6 protein-coding genes, 1 tRNA gene and 2 pseudogenes are annotated in these 17,253 nt (G+C 73.3%); 4 read left to right on the top strand and 5 right to left on the bottom strand.

Annotated elements, in window-relative coordinates:
• Positions 1-7: 7 nt before the first annotated feature.
• On the bottom strand, positions 8-7,048 hold the full coding sequence (locus AC067M_RS29840) for an SDR family oxidoreductase (RefSeq protein WP_478700144.1): 7,041 nt from the start codon (positions 7,046-7,048) through the stop codon (positions 8-10).
• A 542-nt stretch (positions 7,049-7,590) separates the two neighbouring features.
• Here AC067M_RS29840 and AC067M_RS29845 point away from each other — a divergent pair.
• Positions 7,591-7,664, top strand: a tRNA-Pro gene (locus AC067M_RS29845).
• 99 nt (positions 7,665-7,763) lie between these two features.
• Here AC067M_RS29845 and AC067M_RS29850 read toward each other — a convergent pair.
• Positions 7,764-8,727, bottom strand: a pseudogene (locus AC067M_RS29850) (tyrosine-type recombinase/integrase).
• A gap of 132 nt (positions 8,728-8,859) precedes the next feature.
• Here AC067M_RS29850 and AC067M_RS29855 point away from each other — a divergent pair.
• The 3 genes and pseudogenes from AC067M_RS29855 to AC067M_RS29865 form a co-directional block, all read left to right on the top strand.
• Positions 8,860-9,105, top strand: a pseudogene (locus tag AC067M_RS29855) (CorA family divalent cation transporter); the annotation flags it as partial.
• A gap of 23 nt (positions 9,106-9,128) precedes the next feature.
• Positions 9,129-9,248: a CorA family divalent cation transporter gene (locus AC067M_RS29860; protein ID WP_453412118.1), complete on the top strand. Its 120-nt coding sequence runs from the start codon at positions 9,129-9,131 to the stop codon at positions 9,246-9,248.
• A gap of 217 nt (positions 9,249-9,465) precedes the next feature.
• On the top strand, positions 9,466-12,585 hold the full coding sequence (locus AC067M_RS29865; RefSeq protein ID WP_478700145.1) for a BTAD domain-containing putative transcriptional regulator: 3,120 nt from the start codon (positions 9,466-9,468) through the stop codon (positions 12,583-12,585).
• Here AC067M_RS29865 and AC067M_RS29870 read toward each other — a convergent pair.
• From AC067M_RS29870 to AC067M_RS29880, 3 genes are all read right to left on the bottom strand, one after another.
• Entirely contained in the window at positions 12,551-15,472 is a 2,922-nt protein-coding gene (locus AC067M_RS29870) for an AfsR/SARP family transcriptional regulator (RefSeq protein WP_478700146.1), read from the bottom strand. The two genes, AC067M_RS29865 and AC067M_RS29870, sit on opposite strands and share 35 nt — an antisense overlap.
• A 72-nt stretch (positions 15,473-15,544) precedes the next feature.
• A complete protein-coding gene (locus tag AC067M_RS29875) occupies positions 15,545-16,816 on the bottom strand; it encodes a methylaspartate mutase (RefSeq protein ID WP_478700147.1) in 1,272 nt (423 codons plus the stop codon).
• Positions 16,816-17,244, bottom strand: coding sequence for a cobalamin B12-binding domain-containing protein (locus AC067M_RS29880; RefSeq protein ID WP_478700148.1), 429 nt, complete (start codon positions 17,242-17,244; stop codon positions 16,816-16,818). The genes AC067M_RS29875 and AC067M_RS29880 overlap by 1 nt, the downstream gene beginning before the upstream one ends.
• Positions 17,245-17,253: the final 9 nt, after the last annotated feature.

Below are 17,253 nucleotides of genomic sequence, written 5' to 3' on the forward strand. Positions count from 1 at the left end.
GCGACGCTCACCAGCCCGACGCGGTGTAGACGACGGACGTGGCCGACGGATCACCCCAGGCGAGCTCCCGCAGCAGGGCCGCGGTGCCCTCCTCGGGGTCGATCAGCCGGATGCCGCGCCGGGCGTACTCGCGGGCCAGTTCCGGGCCCACCATGCCGGTATGGCCGCCGCCGGGCGCCCACGGCCCCCAGTGCACGGTCAGGGCCCGGCGTCCGGTGCGGACGGCCCACCCGGTGCCGAGGGCCTCCAGGGCGTCGTTGGCGGCCGCGTAGTCCGCCTGGCCCCGGTTGCCCAGGACGGCGGAGATGCTGCCGAACAGCACCGCGAAAGCGGGCCCCTCGGGCAGCTCCTCCAACGCCGTGAACAGGGCGCCCGCGCCCGCCGCCTTGGTGCCGTACACGCGCTGGAAGGACTCGGCCGTCTTCTCGTCGATGAGCCGGTCCTCGATCACGCCCGCCGCGTGGACCACACCGTCGAGTCGTCCGTGCTCGGCGTGGATCTCCTTGACCGCCTGGCGCACCGCCTCGGGTTCCCGGAAGTCCACCGAGCGGTAGCGGACCCGGCTGCCGAGCGCGGTGAGCTCCGCCAGCGTGGCGGTGATCTCCCGCTGTGCGAGGACGAGCGAGGCGGCACGGTTGATCTCGGCCGGTGTCAGGCCGCCCCGGGAGGCCAGTACCGCGCGCAGTTCGGCGGCGGTGCGGGCACCGGCGGTCGCCCGGTCCTCGGGCCCGTCGGGGGCGGGGGTCCGGCCGAGCAGCTCGACGCGGCACCGGGAGGCGGCGGCGAGCGCGACGGCGAACCGCGCGGTGATGCCCCGCGCCCCGCCGGCCAGCACAATCACCGAGTCGCGGTTGAGGCCGAGCGCGGCGGCCTCGGCCACCCCGTCTCCGGCCGGCCCGGCACCCGTGGTGCCCAACGTGCCGAGCGGCGTCTCCACGAGCTCCAGGCCGTGCCGTCCGGTCGCCGTGCGCAGGACCACCGGGGCCCCGTCGGGGGCGGTCAGCTCGGCGACCAGCGCCTCCGCGACGGCCCCGGGCGCGGTGTCGGCGAGGTCGACGACTCGCGCGACCATGTCCGGATACTCCCGCGCCACCGTACGGAACAGCCCGTGCAACCCCGCCGTCCCCGGGTCCGGTGCATCACCGCCGGCGGGCCGGGCGGCCAGCAGCCGGCGCGGGCCACGGGCCAACGCGGCCTTCAGCACCGGGAACGCGTCGGGCAGCACCGGCGCGCCGTCCGCTGCGAGCGGGGCGAGGTACAGCACCCCGTCAACCCCGTCAGCACCGTCCGCCTCCGTGAGCAGGTGCTCCCGAGCGCGTACGACGACATCGGCCCCGTAGGAGACCAGCTTGGCCCGCACCTCCTCGGCCACGCCCCCCGCGCCGTCGCCGAGCACCACGAACCGTGTGCCGGACAGGGTGGTGGCGGGGTCGGCGGAGCCGCCCCGGGCGAGGGGGACCGGCCGCATCAGATAGCGCTTCGGGGCGTCGCCGGTCACGTCGGCGGCGGGGGGCTCGTCCGCAGCAGAGGGGTGCGTGTCCGGGACCTGCGCCGCGGTGGCGGGCTGCTCCACCGAGGCCCTCGGTGCCGGGGCGGCGGGCGGCTGCTCCGGGGCCGCCGGACCCCCGGTCGGGCCCAGCCGTGCCGTCAGCCACCCCGTCACCGCGGCCGCCGTCCGCGCCTTCGCCAGCTCCTCCAGCTCGGCGTCGTCCAGACCGGCGAGGTCCGTGGCGTCCCCGGCGCCCAGGCGTCTGGCCAGCTCACCGGCGATCTCCGCGCGCTTGATCGAGTCGATGCTGAGGTCCGCCTCCAGGTCGAGGTCGGGCTCGATCATGTCCACGGGGTAGCCGGTGCGCTCGCTGATGATCTCCAGCACCATCCGCTCCACGTCCGTCACCCCGGGAGACTCGTGGCTCGGGACCGGCTCGGGCTCCGGTACGGCCGCGGGTGCGACCTGGGCCTCGACCGCAGTTGGTGCGACCGGCGCCGCAACCGTGGCCGGTGCGGCGATCCGCTCCCCGGGCACCGCCCCGAAGTACGTCAGCAGCACGTCCCGCTGGGCGGCGACCATCTCGCGGCTGGTGCGCAGGAACTCGGCGATCAGGGCGTCCCGGTCGGACGGGACGCCGTGTGGGGGGTTCGTCGTCACAGTCGTCTCCACGACTCGTCGGGCCGGTGCGAGCGCACCGGGCAGGAGTTCTCCGGCGGCGGTACGCACCAGCTGTCCGTCCACCGTCCAGCCGGGCCGCTTGGGCACCGGCGTACGTACCGCGTCGACGGCGTCCCGGCCGCGCAACAGCCACCCGGTGCGCACCGGCAGCCCCGCCACTGCGAGTTGGGCCAAGGCATCGAGCCAGCCGGGCAGGCCGCTGTCCGGGCGCGGCTCGCACGCCACCGCGCGGTGCGGGCGGTCGCCCAGGATCTGCCCGACCAGCCGGGTCAGCACGGACCCCGGTCCCGCCTCGACGAAGACGCGGGCGCCCGCCTCGTACATCGCCTCGACCTGCTCGACGAAGGCGACCGGGGCGCCGATCTGGGCGGCGAGTTCGGCCCGTACCGCGTCCGCGTCTGCGGTGTACGGGGCGGCGGTGCGGTTGGCCCACACCGGGAACTCGGGCGGGCGTACGGGGCGCGCCGCGAGTGCCTCGGCGAACCGGTCGGCGGCATCGGCGACCAGCGGGCTGTGGAAGGCGCACGCCACCGGGATGCGCTTGGCAGCGAACCCGGCCTCGCGCAGCAGCCGTACCGCGTCGGTGACGGCGTCCCCCGGGCCGGAGATCACCGTCTGCCGGGGCGCGTTGCGGTTGGCGACGACCACCGACTCCGGCACGCCGCCCGCCCGCAGCGCCCGTAGGACGTCCTCGGCACCGGCCGACACGGCGGCCATGGCACCCGGGTCGTCCCCGGCGGCCGCGAGGATGGCGGCAGCCCGCTCCGTGCTGAGCTCCAGCAGGGTGCCGGGGTCGAGGGCCCCGGCCGCGCACAGGGCGACCAGTTCGCCGTAGCTGTGCCCGGCCGCCATGTCGGGGCGCACTCCCGCCGTCGTGAGCAGGGCGTGCGCGGCGAGCCCGGCGATGCCGAGTGCGGGCTGCGCGGCCCGGGTGTCGGTCAGCGCCTCCAGCTGCCGGTCGCGCACGACGTCGTCGAACGGGGTCGGCGGATAGAGCACGTCGGCGTGGCCGCTCCCGAGTTCGAGGCAGTGCCGCAACTCCGGGAAGGCTACGAAGACATCGGCGAGCATCCCGACGCGCTGACTGCCCTGACCGGGGAAGAGGAACGCGACTTTGCCGGGAGCCCCCTCGGCGGCGAGACGGTGGCCCCCAGGCGTCTCCTGCCCCGGCAGGTGAATCCCTCGCGCCGGATCGTGCTCCCCGGCCAGCGCTCGCCTGAGTCGGCCGATCAGCCCCTCCACGTCGGTCGCCACGACGGCGACCCGGACCGGCTCGCGGACCGGGTCGGACCGGTCGGAGCGACGGGCGGCGCTCAGCGCGAGGTCGCGCAGCCGCCAGGGGCGGCCGTCCGCCTCGGCGGCCTTCAGCAGTTCCTCGATCGCGCGGTGCGCCGCCGCCGTGTCCCGACCACGGAAGATGAACAGCTCGGCGGGCCACGCGTCGAGGCCCTGCTCCGGCGGAACGCCGTCCGCGTGGGCGGCGAGCACCACGTGGAAGTTGGTTCCGCCGAAGCCGAACGCGCTGAGCCCCGCGAGGCGTTGCTCCGCCGGAGCCGCCCAGGGCAGGGCCTGCCGGTGGAAGACGAAGGGGCTACTGCCCTCCTCCCAGGCCTTGTTGGGCCGATCGACGTGCAGAGTGGGCGGGCGGACGCCGGTGTACAGCGCGAGCACGGTCTTGATCAGGCCCGCGAGTCCGGCGGCGCACTTGGTGTGGCCGATCTGCGACTTGACGGAACCGAGCACACACCCGCCGGGCCGCGCCCCGGCCGCGTCGAACACCTCACTCAGTACGGTGAGTTCGGTACGGTCACCCACCACGGTCCCGGTGCCGTGCGCCTCGACGAGACCGACGTCGGCAGGGGAGACGCCCGCGTTGCGGTAGGCCCGCTCCAGCGCGGTCCGCTGGCCCTCGGGACGGGGTGCCGTGAGCCCGAGCGAGCGGCCGTCACTCGCGCTGCCGACTCCCTTGATCACACCGTAGATCCGGTCGCCGTCGCGCTCGGCGTCCGCGAGCCGCTTCAGTACGACGCAGGCGACGCCCTCGCCGAGCGCGATGCCGTCCGCCGAGGAGTCGAAGGCACGGGAGCGGCCGGTGGGGGAGAGGGCGTGCACCGACGAGAAGAGGACGTAGTCGTTGATGCCGTTGTGGAGGTCGGCGCCGCCGCACAGCACGACGTCGCTGGTGCCGCCGACGAGTTCCTTGCAGGCGACGTCGACCGCGGCCAGGGACGAGGCGCAGGCCGCGTCCACCGTGTAGTTGGCACCTCCGAGGTCCAGGCGGTTGGCGATGCGTCCGGAGATGACGTTGGCGAGCATGCCGGGGAAGGAGTCCTCGGTGAGCTGGGGCAACTGCTCGTCGAGGCCGTCGGGGACCTTCCCGTAGTACGACGGCAGTACGGCACGCAGCGTCGCCGCGTTGGACAGGTCGCTGCCCGCCTCCGCGCCGAACACCACCGAGGTGCGCGAGCGGTCGAAGTCCCGTCCGCCGTCGCCGTATCCGGCGTCCTCCAGGGCGCGCCGTGCGGCCTCCAGGGACAGCAACTGGACCGGCTCGATGCCGCCGAGGGAGGCGGGCGGGATGCCGTAACGCAGCGGGTCGAAGGGGATCGGGGGGAGGAAGCCGCCCCACTTGGATGCCGTGGTGCCCTGGGCGTGGTGGACGGCCGGGTCCCAGCGCTCGGGCGGCACCTCGGTGACGGCGTCGTGGCCGCCGAGGATGTTCGCCCAGAACGCGGGCAGGTCGGGCGCCTGCGGGAACATGCAGGCCATGCCGACGACGGCGACGTCGAGCGGGGCGGGCGCCGCGGGCTCCGGGACGGTGCCGACGCCCAGGCGCGTGCGCAGGGCCTCGGCCCGCGCAGTGAGGAAGTCGGCCGCGCCCGTCGTCACCGACCGGTGCAGCGCCTCGACGGTGGTGGTCGCCGAGCGCAGTACGGCGACCTCCCCGGCCATGAACATCCCTTCGGCGAGCTGCCGTTGCTCGTCCACGGGCGCGATCGCCCCGCCCGCGTCGCGCTCGACCCCCTTGCTGGCGATGCGCAGCCGCCCGACGTTGAGCCGCTCCAACTCCTCCCAGATGCCCCGGTCGGGCACGCCGTCGGCACGCAGCCGGGCCTCGTGCTCGCGGTAGTCGGCGGTGAACGGGCTGGGCACGCAGCGGGTGGCGTGACCGGGCGCGGTCTCCAGCAACGTCGTACGGTCCGCGTCCAGCACCCGGCGCTGGAACAGGGGCCGGATCGCGCCGTGCGCCACGGCCTCCTCGGTGAACAGGTACGCCGTGCCCATGAGGACACCTACGGCCGCCCCGCGCGCGGTGAGGGGAGCGGCGAGCGCGGCCACCATCGCCGCCGACCGCTCGTCGTGGACACCGCCCGCGAAGAACACTTCGATGCCGGCCGCGGGGACGTCGGGGTGGTCCTCCAGGAAGTCCTCAAGGACCGCCGACTGCGCCTCCCACAGCGGGAAGCTGCCGCGCGGCCCGACATGCCCGCCGCACTCGGCCCCCTCGAACACGAACCGGCGCGCCCCGGCCCGCAGGAACTGCCCCAGCAGACCCGGTGAGGGCACGTGCAGGAAGGTGCGGATCCCGTCCCGCTCCAGCGCCTGAGCCTGGGACGGACGCCCGCCCGCGATGATCGCGTGCGTGGGCCGCAGTTGCCGTACCGCCTCCAGCTGCGCGGTCCGTACGTCCTCCGGTGCGAAGCCGAGCACACCCACGCCCCAGGGCCGGTCGCCCACGGCGGCCCGGGTCCGCGTGAGCATCTCCCGCGCCTGGTCACCGCTCGCCAGCGCCAGCGCGAGAAACGGCAGCGCGCCGTCCCCGGCGACGGCGGCGGCGAACGCGGCCCCGTCACTGACCCGGGTCATCGGCCCCTGGGCCACGGGCAGCCGGGTGCCGAGCGCCCGGCTCATCGCCGAGTCCGACCGCAGCGCCCCGGCCGGAACCTCGTCGCGTACGGCGTCCCGCACCGCGTCCCTCAGGGCGCGCACCGTGCGCCCGACGTCACCCCAGCGGTCGGCGAAGCGGGCGGCGAGGAAGCCGTCCTGACCCACCGGCAGCAGCTGGCTGCCCGGGTCCTGCGCGCCCAGTGCCGCCGCCACCGCCTCCGGGTCGTCGGCCGGGATCCGCGGGGCATCCGGGCCGCGGCGGAGCAGCGCGCGGTGACCGGCCAGGACGACGGTCTCCGAGCCGTCCATGGAGCGCAGCGCCGCCGCGGCAGACTCCGGCAGCGCGGACTCGGCCAGCAGCGCGAGCTGGGTGTCCAGGACGACGCCGGCCGCCCCGCCCGCCACTGCGGCGGCGGCCGTCCGGGGGCCGATACCACCGCAGGCCCACACCGGGAGCTCCACATCGGGCGCGGCGAGCAGCTGCTGCAGCAGAACGAAGGTGCCGAGCTCGCCGATGCGGCCGCCGCACTCGCTGCCGCGAGCGATCAGCCCGTGCGCCCCGGCACGGACCGCCTCGCGCGCGCCGTCCAGGTCCGTGACCTCCACCAGCACGCGGTACCGCGCGGCCACGTCCCGCACCCGCCACGCGGCGTCCGGGGCGAGGACGACCGTACGGAGGCCGCTGCGGGGGCGCGGGGCACCGGGCTCGGGGGTGCTTGGTTCGTGGGGGTCTGGTTCGGAGGGGCGAGGGTCGGGGGGGAGGTCCGCAGGGTTCAGGCGGCAGCGTGGGCCGATGCGGACTCCGAAGTGGCGCCCGGGTCCCATGCGGCGGAGGCGCGCCAGGGCCTCCCGGGCTCTTCGGTCGCCGGTCGCCAGGTCCAGTACGCCGAGCCCGCCGGCGCGGGCGACCGCCGCGGCGAGCCTGGGGTCGGGCTCACCGAACGGGGTGATGCCGATGATCATGTCCTGGGAGCGCACAGCGGGCGTCATGATTCTCCGAATCAGGTGAAACCGCACGGTGGGGGGGCGGGACAACAAAAACGGCGAATCGGAATCCGCCGGGAGGGCATGAGGGGCCGGAGCGCGTGCTGTTGTTACTCGCGGGTCAATGTTGAACGACTGCGGCAGTGTGGCGCCGTCGTGATCCGGTCAATCATCGCCGTGGCTCCGAGGGTCGGAAAACGGCCCAATCCCCTTACTTGACGCACCAGTTCACGCCCATCTCACATCGGCGAAACATGGTTGGCCCAGGGGTGGGGAGCCGTTGGTGCGGCATGTCCGAATAGGGGTGCACTTCGCCGCCCCGCGGCGGTCACCGAGGAGTTTCCGTTCTTGACGACCTCGCCGGAGGGTGAGAGGCGGGCCGCCCCCGGCGCTCGGCGCGGTCCGCGTCGGTGCCTCCCGCACCGGCCGCGGAGGCGGGCAGTGCTGCGGAAGGAACGCGGGGGAGGGGTGACGCGGTTGTCGGGGCACGGCGGGGCGTGCGGTAGGGTTTACCTGCGTGTTCACGCGGTCCGCCGCGAGACGCGCAACGGGACGTGGCGCAGCTTGGTAGCGCACTTGACTGGGGGTCAAGGGGTCGCAGGTTCAAATCCTGTCGTCCCGACTGGAGACAGTCGCAGGTCAGGGCCGGTTTCGGAGACATCCGGAACCGGCCCTTGACCATTGTTGGGGACCAGTTGGGGACCGGCGTCCTTGACCGAGGTCAGCGGGTCACGACGATCGGACTCGGCAGTGAGCGTGGTGCGCGCAGCACGCTGAGGTGCGCGGAGAGCGCCGCCCCGGCGGCCGTGATCTTGTGTACGTCCGGGTGCAGGTAGCGCTGAGTGGTGGTCAGGGATCCGTGGCCGGCGATGCGTCGCAGGACGTGGACCTGCACGCCTGCGTCGGCGAACCAGGTCAGTCCGGTGTGCCGGAGGTCGTGGCGGCGCAGGTGCTCGTAGCCGAGCTTGGTGACCACGTCGTCCCAGTGTGTGGCGTCGCGCAGGACGGCGGTGGAGATGCGTCCGCCGCGCGGGCCGGTGAACAGGCGGGCGTCGGGATTCGGGCCGGCGGACAGGATGCGCTGGGCGACGAGGGGGCGGATCTCATCGACGATGGGAACCTTGCGGGCCCGCTTGCCCTTGGTGCTCTTGTCGGTCAGTCCGCCGGGCGCGGGTGTGGTCTGGCGTCGAACGGTCCAGATCCACTGGGTGGTGTCGATGTCTCCGACGCGGCAGCCTGAGACCTCGCCGATCCGTGCGGCAGTGCACGCGGCGAAGATGACCACGTCTCCCCAGCCTCGGTACTGGTCGTGGGAGGCGGCCACGAGCGCGTCGGTCAGCGCGAGGAGGGTCTCCCAGTCGGGTAGGGCCAGCGCGCGTGGGTCGAGGAGTTCGTCCTCGGCCTGCTTGTAGCAGCTTCTGCCAGCCGGTCACCCGGGCGGGGTTGACCTTGATGATGCCGTCACGTACTGCCTGCTCCATGACGCGGACCAGGACGGCGATGGTGTTCTTCACCGTCGAGCGGCTGTGCTCATCGGCGATCCAGTTCTGCACGGTGCGGTCGACGGCACCATTGGTGATCATCCGCACCGCGAGGTGGCCCAGAGCGGGGACCACACGCATCCGTCTCGGCGTTCCCTTCTCGCCCACTCGCGTTCCCCTTGCCGCGCATATCCAGCCCGTGATTACCAGGAAACGGGACAGAACCGGCAGTGACGGGAGGCGGGCGCGATGCCTGAACGGCGGCGTGGCGCGAGGTTTCCCTGCAAGGAGGTACGGCGCCCCGAAGGGGAGGCGGGCGGCACGGAACCCGGCGGTGTGATCGACGCGGCCCTCTACCGCGACGGCTTCCGCGTCTCCTCCCCCGCCATCCTCGCCGACACCTACCGCGAACTGCGCGAACAGCCCGACAGCATGGCCTGGATCGGCCTCGCCCGCCCCGCGGAGTCCGAACTCCACTCCCTGGCGACCGAGTTCGACCTGCACCCCCTCGCCGTCGAGGACGCGAACGAGGCCCACCAGCGCCCCAAGCTCGAACGCTACGGCGACACCCTCTCCGCCGTACGCCTGCGCATGGAGGAGACGGCATGAACTTCACACACATGCCGGAGCTGCGCTGGGCGTTCGGGTACCCGTTCGCCATCGCGCTGATGGGCGTGGTGTGCGTGAGCCTGTACGTCGTCTTCAAGCGCCGCGACTGGCTCTGAGCCGTCCGCCCGGCGGCCGGCACATGGCTCGTACCCGTCCGTGTCATGGCGTGTTCAGTGCGTCACTTGATCGGCACTGTTTCAGCACCTGCCCCGCCGTACGATCGACCGCCCGTCAAGTGACCGTCGAAAGGCAAGAGCCCCCGGCATGGCGTACACAGCTCAAGAGCAACAAACCGCGTCCCTGGCAGATCTGTCGTTCGAGGCTTTCGGTGTGATGACGGCTCGGCGCGGGGCCGAGCAGGTGCCTCTCGGTCCGCCACGGCACCGGGCCGTGCTGGGACTGCTGCTGATCCGGCTGGGCCAGGTGGTGCCCGCCGATCAGCTCGTCGACGAACTGTGGGGCGACAGCCTCCCCAGACGCCCGCAGGCCACCCTGCAGACGTACCTGTCCCACCTGCGGCGGGTGCTGACGGGGAGGCACGGGCCGATCGCCCCGCTGCGCTACCAGGCCCCCGGGTACGTCCTGACGGTGGAGCCGGGCACGTTCGACCTGTCCCGGTTCGAGAGCCTCGTCTCCCAGGGGCAGCGCCATGTGGCCGACAGCCGGCTCCAGGACGCCCGCGACGTGTTCGACAAGGCGCTGCGGTTATGGCGGGCAGACCCCTTCCTGGACCTCGCGGCCTACACCCCGCTCGCGGAGGAGGCCGCCCGCCTGAGCCTCCTGCGGACCACCGCCGTCGCGGCCCACGCCGACACGCTCCTCGCGCTCGGCGAGGCCGGTGACGCCGTCGCCCTGCTGCGCCGCGAGGTGTCCCTCCAGCCCACCGACGAACGCCTGGTCGGCAGCCTCATGACGGGCCTGTACCGCCTGGGCCGGCAGGCCGAGGCGCTCCAGCTGTACGACCGGACGCGCGCCTACCTCTCCGAGGAACTCGGGGTCGCCCCGGCCCGCGAGCTCCAGCGCGTCCACCTCGCCCTGCTGCGCCACGAGCTCGACGACCAGACGCCCGCCCCGGCCGCCGTCGAGGTACGCGTCCGGCCCGGCACCGTGGCCGAGCGGGAGGCGGAGGGGCCCGCGCCGGCGGACGGTCCGGCGGCCGTCCCCGAGGCCGGACAGCGGGGTACGGCACCGGCGGCCTGGTCCGCCTTCCCCTGCCGCGACGACGCCCTCGACGCTCTGCGGTCGTCCATCACCGGCGCCCTGCGCGGCAGCGGGCACACCACCGCCGTCGTCGGCGAGGCGGGCGTCGGCAAGACCGAACTGGTGGCGCGGGCCACGGATCAGGCGCAGCCGCCGCACCCGCAGGCGGAGGTGATCCGCGTCAACTGCCGCGGCAGCGAGGGGATGCCCGTCGGCTGGGTGTGGCAGCAGGTGCTGCGCCGGCTCGAAATCCTGTACGGGGTGTCCTTCGACGACCTGCGCAAGCAGTGCGCCGAACGGCATCCGATGACAACGCTGTCGGGACCCCCCTCGGACCAGATGGACTTCCTCGCCCAGGACGTGCTGTGCGAGGCGATCCTCCAGTGCGCCGACGACAGCCCGCTCCTGCTCGTCCTCGAAGACGTGCACCGGGCGGACCGGCTCACGCTCGACGTGCTGGGACTGTTCAGCAGCCGCACACAGGGGCGGCCCGTCAGCGTGGTGATCACGGTCCGCGAACCCGGTCTCGGGGCCGGGCCCGACACCGACGGCCCGCTCGTCGACCTCCTGGCCGACTCCCGCACCAAGGTCGTGCACCTGGACAACCTCACCGAGGACTACGTCCGGGCCGCGGTCACGGCCCAGGCCGGGCCCGGCGTCGACGCGTCCGTCGTACGGGCGCTGTACGAGCGCAGCGCCGGCAACCCCTACCTCCTCGACCAGTTGCTCGCCGACGCCGGCGGGGCGCGGCGCCTGCGCGACCCCCGTGCCGCCGACGTCGTCCGCGCCGGGATCCCGACGGGCGTCCGCAGCATGCTGCGCCGGCGGTTCGCCGAGCTGCCCCCGCGCGTCCTGCACCTCCTCCAGTGCTGCGCCGTGCTCGGCGGCGAGGCGACGCTGGCCTCGCTGACCGCCATGCTGGACGACGGCGGCGCCGGCCACGACGTCCTGGAAGAGGTCCTGGGCACCGGGCTCATGCGCAGCGACCCCGACGACCCGCACCGGCTCGTCTTCCGCTACGGCCTCATCCGCGACGTCCTCCTGGTGGAGATGCGCCGCCAGGAGCGGGCGGCCCTGCACGCGCGCGCCGTCGGTGTGCTCGGCGCCCGCCACGGCAGCTCCCCCGAGGCGAGCGAGCAGATGGCCGAGCACGCCTGGCAGGCCGCGCTGGCCCTGCCGGCCGAGGACGTGCTGCCGCACCTCAGGCGCGCCGGCGAACAGGCCATCGGCGACGGCGACTACCGGCGCGCGCAGACCTGGTTCGAGCGCGCGCACACCTTGCTCTGCGCCTCGCCCCGGGACGGTGACGCGGCATCCGAGCAGACGCTGGACCTGCGCGCCACGCTCCTCTACACGGCGAGCATCACCCGCGGTTACGGCGACCGGCAGGTGGAGGCCGAGGCCGGGCGCATCCGGAAGCTGTCCGCCGCCACGGCGGGCCGGACCACCGAGGAGGGCGCCATGCTGCTGCAGCAGTTCGCGGCCGAACTGGTCACCGGCCGGCACGCCGAGGGCGTCCGGCACGTGGAGCAGCTGCGCGCCCTCGCCGAGCGGTCCGGCGCCCCGGAGATCCGGTTCTACGAGCGGATCGCGCGCGGGCTGCTCCAGCTGCCCGGCGAGACCGCCGACGCGCTCACCTCCCTGACCGAGGCGGAGCGAATGGCCGAGAAGCTGACCCCCGAACAGCGGGAGGGCATGATCCGCCGCTCCCCGCACGACCCGCGGTTCCTGGCCACGAACCATCGCGTCCTCACCCTGTGGCTGCTCGGCGCCACCGACGAGGCGCGGGCGCTGTGCGAGGAGCTGCTCGTGGCCGCCGGCCGGGACGGCACGCCGGTCGACCAGGCGAGCGCGTACTACTTCCACTCCCTGATAGCGGCCCTGGGCGAGGACCCCCACGGGGCGGCGGCCTCCAGTGGCCGGGGCCTGGACATCGCCCGCGCCCACGGGCTGAGCCACTGGACCCCCATGCTCCAGGTGTGCCGGAGCTGGGCACTCCAGCAGAGCGGCGAGGCCGCCGCGCTCGACAGCCTGGAGTCGGCCATCGCCGAGCTGCGCGAGCGGCGGCTGCTCATCCGGCTGCCGCTCCACCTGGGCCTGCTGGCCCACGCCCAGCACAGCAGCGGGGCGGCCGAGGACGCCAGGCGGACGCTGCGGTCGTCGGCCGCGGAGGCCAGGTCCCGCGGGGAGTTCGCCTATGTGAGCCGCACTCTGCCGTTCACCCGGCTGTGTCCCCTGACGTCCGCTTCGTAGCGGCCGGGTCGTCGGTTCCTTCGCCTCTCAGCCGGGCGCGGGCCTGGCCGGCCTCGGGGTGGCCGAGTCCGTCGAGGATCCGCACCGCCTCCCGCCACAGGGGCAGGGCGGCGGCGCGGTCTCCGCGGGCCTCGTGGGTGTCTCCCATGTGCAGGAGGGTGTCGGCCTCCAGATAGCGGTCGTTCATGTGCTGGTAGAGCTTCAGGGCGCGCTCGTAGCAGCGGAGGGCTTCCTCGTGGTGGCCCAGGTGGTGGTGGGCGTAGCCGAGGCTGTCCCAGGCCGCGGCCTGGCCGTTGGTGTCGCCGCTCCCCTGGTGCAGGGCCACCGCCTGGGCGCACACGGCCACGGCCTGCTGGTAGGCGCCGTTCAGGATGTGGGTCCATCCCGTCTCGTTGAGGACGAGCGCCTGTCCGGTGAGGTTGCCGGCCGCCCGGTACAGGTCGAGGGCCTGCGCGTAGTGGCGCAGGGCCGCGTCGTGGTCCTCGCGGCCGTTGGCCAGGAAGGCCAGCGACCGGTGCGTGCGGGCCTGGCCGCCCTGATCGCCGAGTGCGGTGAACAGGGCCATCGCTTCCTGGAGTTCGGTGTGGGCCCGGTCGTCCTGGGTGAGGCGCCCGTACGCGAAGCCCAGGGCCCGGCGGGCCTTCGCCTCGCGGCGCCGGTCCTGGAGAGCGAGGGCGGCGTTCACGGCGATGGACTGGATGTCGATCTGGTCCTGCCAGCGGCCCCTGCGGTCCAGGTACAGCTCCAGGGTCTGGGCCAGCAACCAGGCGCGGTCCGGGTAGCCCGTGCTCCCGGCCCGCTCCACGGCGGCCAGCAGCACGGGCAGTTCCCGCTCCAGCCAGGCCGCGGCCGAGGCGGGGTCGGTGAGGGGCTCCAGTTCGACGCCCGGTTCTGCGGGGGTGTCGGGGGCGGCGTCGATGCGGTCGGGCGTCAGCGCGGTCGTGGCGGCGTGGGCGCCGTGGACGTAGTGATCGAGCAGCCGCCGTACGGCTGCTGCGCGCGTGTCGGCGTCGTCGTGGTCCTGGAGCTGCTCGGACGCGTAGATCTTGAGCATGTCGTGGAAGACGAAGCGGTTCGGCAGCGGCCGGATCATCAGGTGGGCGTCGGCGAGCTTGGCCAGCAGCGTCGTGGTCCGGCGCGGCGGCAGCGCGGCCAGGCTCGCCGCGGCCGAGGCGGACAGGTCTGGTCCGGGGTGCAGGGACAGCAGCCGCAGGAGCCTGGCCGCCTCGGGGCCGAGGCCGTCGAGGGACCAGGAGAAGACGGTGCGCAGGTCGGTGTAGGGGTCGTCGTCGGCGAAGGCGTCGAGGCTGTCGTGGTCGGCCCGGAGTTCGGCGGCGATGGAGGCGAGGGAGAAGCCGGGCAGGGTGGCCGCGCGCGCCGCGATGACCGCGAGGGCGAGGGGCAGGCGGTGGCAGAACTCCACGATCGCGTCGACGGCCTCGGGTTCGGCGGCGGTGCGGTCCTGGCCCAGGTGGCGCGCGAGGACCTCACGGGACTCCGCCTCGCTGAGCGGGCCGAGGATCAGGGGGGCGGCTCCGTGGGTGGCGACGAGGCCGCGCAGCTGGGTGCGGCTGGTGATGACGACGAGGCAGGTGCAGCTGCCCGGCAGCAGGGGGCGTACGTGCTGCGAGTCGCGGGCGTTGTCGAGGACGATCAAAACCCGGCGGTCCGCGAGGATGCTCCGGTAGAGGGCCACCTGGGAGTCGAGGTCGGCGGGCAGGTGGCGGGCGGAGACGCCGAGGGCGATGAGGAACGAGCGCAGGGCCTCGGCGGCGGTGACGCAGGGTCCGCTCGCGTCGAAGCCGCGGAGGTTGACGTAGAGCTGGCCGTCGGGGAACCGGGGCGCGAGGCGGTGGGCGAGGTGCACGGCGAGGGCCGTCTTGCCCACGCCGGCCATTCCCTCGATGGTGTTGATCACCGCCGAGCTGGTCGCGGAGGCTTCGTCGAGCTTGTCGAGGGCGCTGGTGATCCGGGCCAGTTCGTCCCGGCGGCCGACGAAGGTACGTAGGTCCAGCGGGAGTTGGGTGGGACGGACCGTACCCGGCGCGTTCGGCGGCGCGGGGTTCTCCGCCGGCGGGGCTTCCCGGCGCTCGTCCTTCGGTGTCGCGGCCTGTTCCGAGCTGCGCAGGCTCGCGTGGGCGAGGCGGAGCTCGCGGCCCGGCTCGATGCCGAGCTCGTTCTTCAGCCGCAGGCTCATCTCCTGGAACAGGCCGAACGCCTCCGCCTGACGCCCCGTCCGGGCGAGCGCCTGGATCAGCCGGGCGTGCACCGCCTCGTCCAGCGGGTACTGCGCGATCGCCCGGTGCAGCATGGGCAGGACCGGGGCGGGTGTGCCCAGCGCCAGCATCAGGTCGGCGCCCTCGCGCAGGGCCGCCAGGTGTTCGCTGTCGACGGCGGAGAACAGGGGGTGCACCCGGATGTCCGGGGAGACTCCCTGCGCTGCTTCTCCGCGCCAGAGGGAGAGGGCCTGGGTGTAGAGCTCGGCGGCGGCGCTCACCTCGCCGTCGTCGGCGGCGTCGCGGGCGCGGGCGAGAAGTTCACGGAAGCGCAGCAGGTCGAGGGTGGTGGCGTCGGCGTCGATGCCGTACCCGCCGGCGCGGCGCACCAGCACGGCGCCCGGGGCGCGGGGCGGGAGGTCGGGCTCCAGCAGTTTCCGCAAGGAGCCGATGTGGCGGTGGACGACGTTCACGGCGCTGTTCGGAGGGTCGCCGTGCCACAGGACGTCGACGATCTGGCTCAGGCCGACGGTCTGTCCGGCATGCAGCAGGAGCAACGCCAGCAAGGCGCGCTGCTTCGGTGGTCCGAGGGGTAACTCGGCGCCTGCCCGCCACACTTTGACCGACCCCAGGACCGCGAACCGCACATGATGATCCTGGTCTTCTCTCATCTTCACTGGTCCCGGTAGGAGGATCTTGAACGCTCCAACCCTAGTTCGTGATCTTCCTCGCCGTGCGGCCCGTCAACGAGGGTGGCTGGTCCGGGACGGGTGGTCGTAGCGCCGTTCGTTGTAACTGAGCATGCCGAGGAGGCCCCGGGCGGTGAGCCGCTGCCGGTTCCCGGCCAGATCGCGCGCCCGGGGAATCGGCACCCCTGCGGGGTCGGCCCAGGTGAGCCGGCCACGGTCGTCGATGCGGGCCCGGCAGCGGTTCGCGTTGTCCTGGTGCAGGCAGAACGGGATGTCGAGGTGCCCGAGGGCGAACGCGCGGACGAGCGCCTTTCCGACATCGCTGCCGAGGGTCAGCGTGTGCGTGATGATCGCCTGGGCCTCCTCGTAGATCCCGGAGTCCGGAATTCCGGCCGGTTCGGCCACCGCCTCCCGCTCGGCCGCCCTCGCGGCGCGTTCCAGGGCGTCGACGTTCTCCGTGATCGACGGGATTCTGCTGGCCTCCACCGCGGTCTTGACGATCAGCCGCTCGGTCCCGGATCTGGCGGCGAGCCTCGCACTCGCTTCGAGCAGCCCGTACGCCCCCTGTCGGCTGCGGGGATAAACGCCCATGTAGGTGTACAGGACGGCGTGCCAGTCGGTGTCTCCGAGCCATTCCTTCGCCAGGGCGCGCAGGGCGTGGATCGCCTCGATGTCCTGTTGCTGATTCGTCTGCTGGGCGTAGCTGACGGAAATGTCCCGCAGTCCGTGTTCGCGGAAGAACAAGCCTTCCAGAATGCTCAGGGAGATCAGCAGGCTCGGCGGGCACAACTGTCCCAGCATGCAGCCGCCGAAACTCTCCAGATGCACCGGTTCGCTGATTCCCGCGAGCATCTCGCAGCATTCCGCCCAGGCGTCGACGGCTTGTGCCAGAGGGACGCGGCTGTACGGCAGACAGTAGGAGACAGGGCCGCCTTCGGTGGCGTCGGCGCCGGCCGCCACCAGTCCCTCGAACAACTCGCGGGGCAACGCCGAGCCGTGCCTCACCTGCACCGGGAAGTCGTCGCCCGCGATCCCGGCGAGCACCTCGCGGGTCACCGCCGCGCCATGGGCCACCAGCGGGAACCCGTTGAGGTCCGCGCCCTTCTCCAGAGCGAGAAGGGCCGAGGCGTGATCGTTCACCCGTGTGTAGCTGTCGACGGTGATGGTGCCCACCGTGGCCGCGTCGACGTTCCTGACCGCATCGAGTCCCGCGCGCATCTGCTCGACCGTGCCGAACCCCATGCGCGGCTGGACGACCAGTTTCCCTTCGCTCGACGCCCGCCGGACGAACCGGGTGAAGCGTCCGGGTCCGGTAGGAGGTGCCATCAGGTACTCCGGATTTCCGTAGAGGCGACGCGTTTCGGCGTGGGCGTGCCCAGTCCGAGGCAGTCGAGGAACCGGTCGAGATCGGCGTCCGCCTCGAACACCGCGTCGAAGCCGTTCGCGACCAGTTCCGCCCGGGACCCCGCGTGCCGGGAACCGTGGACGCCGAGCTTTCCCCCGATGACGACTTTCATGGAGGCGAGCCCCGAATGCCCGCGAATCTTTCTGATCAGCCGTAGGCCGTCGATATGGCCGTGCCCGTTGACCGTGCTGATGACCAAGGCGTCCGGACGGATTCTGAGGCATTCGGACATGACCAGTTCGTCCGGAGTGCACGCGCCGAGGTTGACCACCTGTCCGCCGTTCTCCTCAAGCAATAACTGGAGAAAAACGAGGTTCCACATGTGGGAATCCGACGAAACACTGGTCACGACGAATGT

The organism is Streptomyces sp. NPDC043427 (assembly GCF_056436655.1).

Bases quoted from the DNA above. Each gene is read 5' to 3' on its own strand.
- AC067M_RS29840 (WP_478700144.1), bottom strand. From the start codon at position 7,048: ATGACGCCCGCTGTGCGCTCCCAGGACATGATCATCGGCATCACCCCG.
- AC067M_RS29860 (WP_453412118.1), top strand. From the start codon at position 9,129: ATGAACTTCACACACATGCCGGAGCTGCGCTGGGCGTTCGGGTACCCG.
- AC067M_RS29865 (WP_478700145.1), top strand. From the start codon at position 9,466: ATGACGGCTCGGCGCGGGGCCGAGCAGGTGCCTCTCGGTCCGCCACGG.
- AC067M_RS29870 (WP_478700146.1), bottom strand. From the start codon at position 15,472: ATGAGAGAAGACCAGGATCATCATGTGCGGTTCGCGGTCCTGGGGTCG.
- AC067M_RS29875 (WP_478700147.1), bottom strand. From the start codon at position 16,816: ATGGCACCTCCTACCGGACCCGGACGCTTCACCCGGTTCGTCCGGCGG.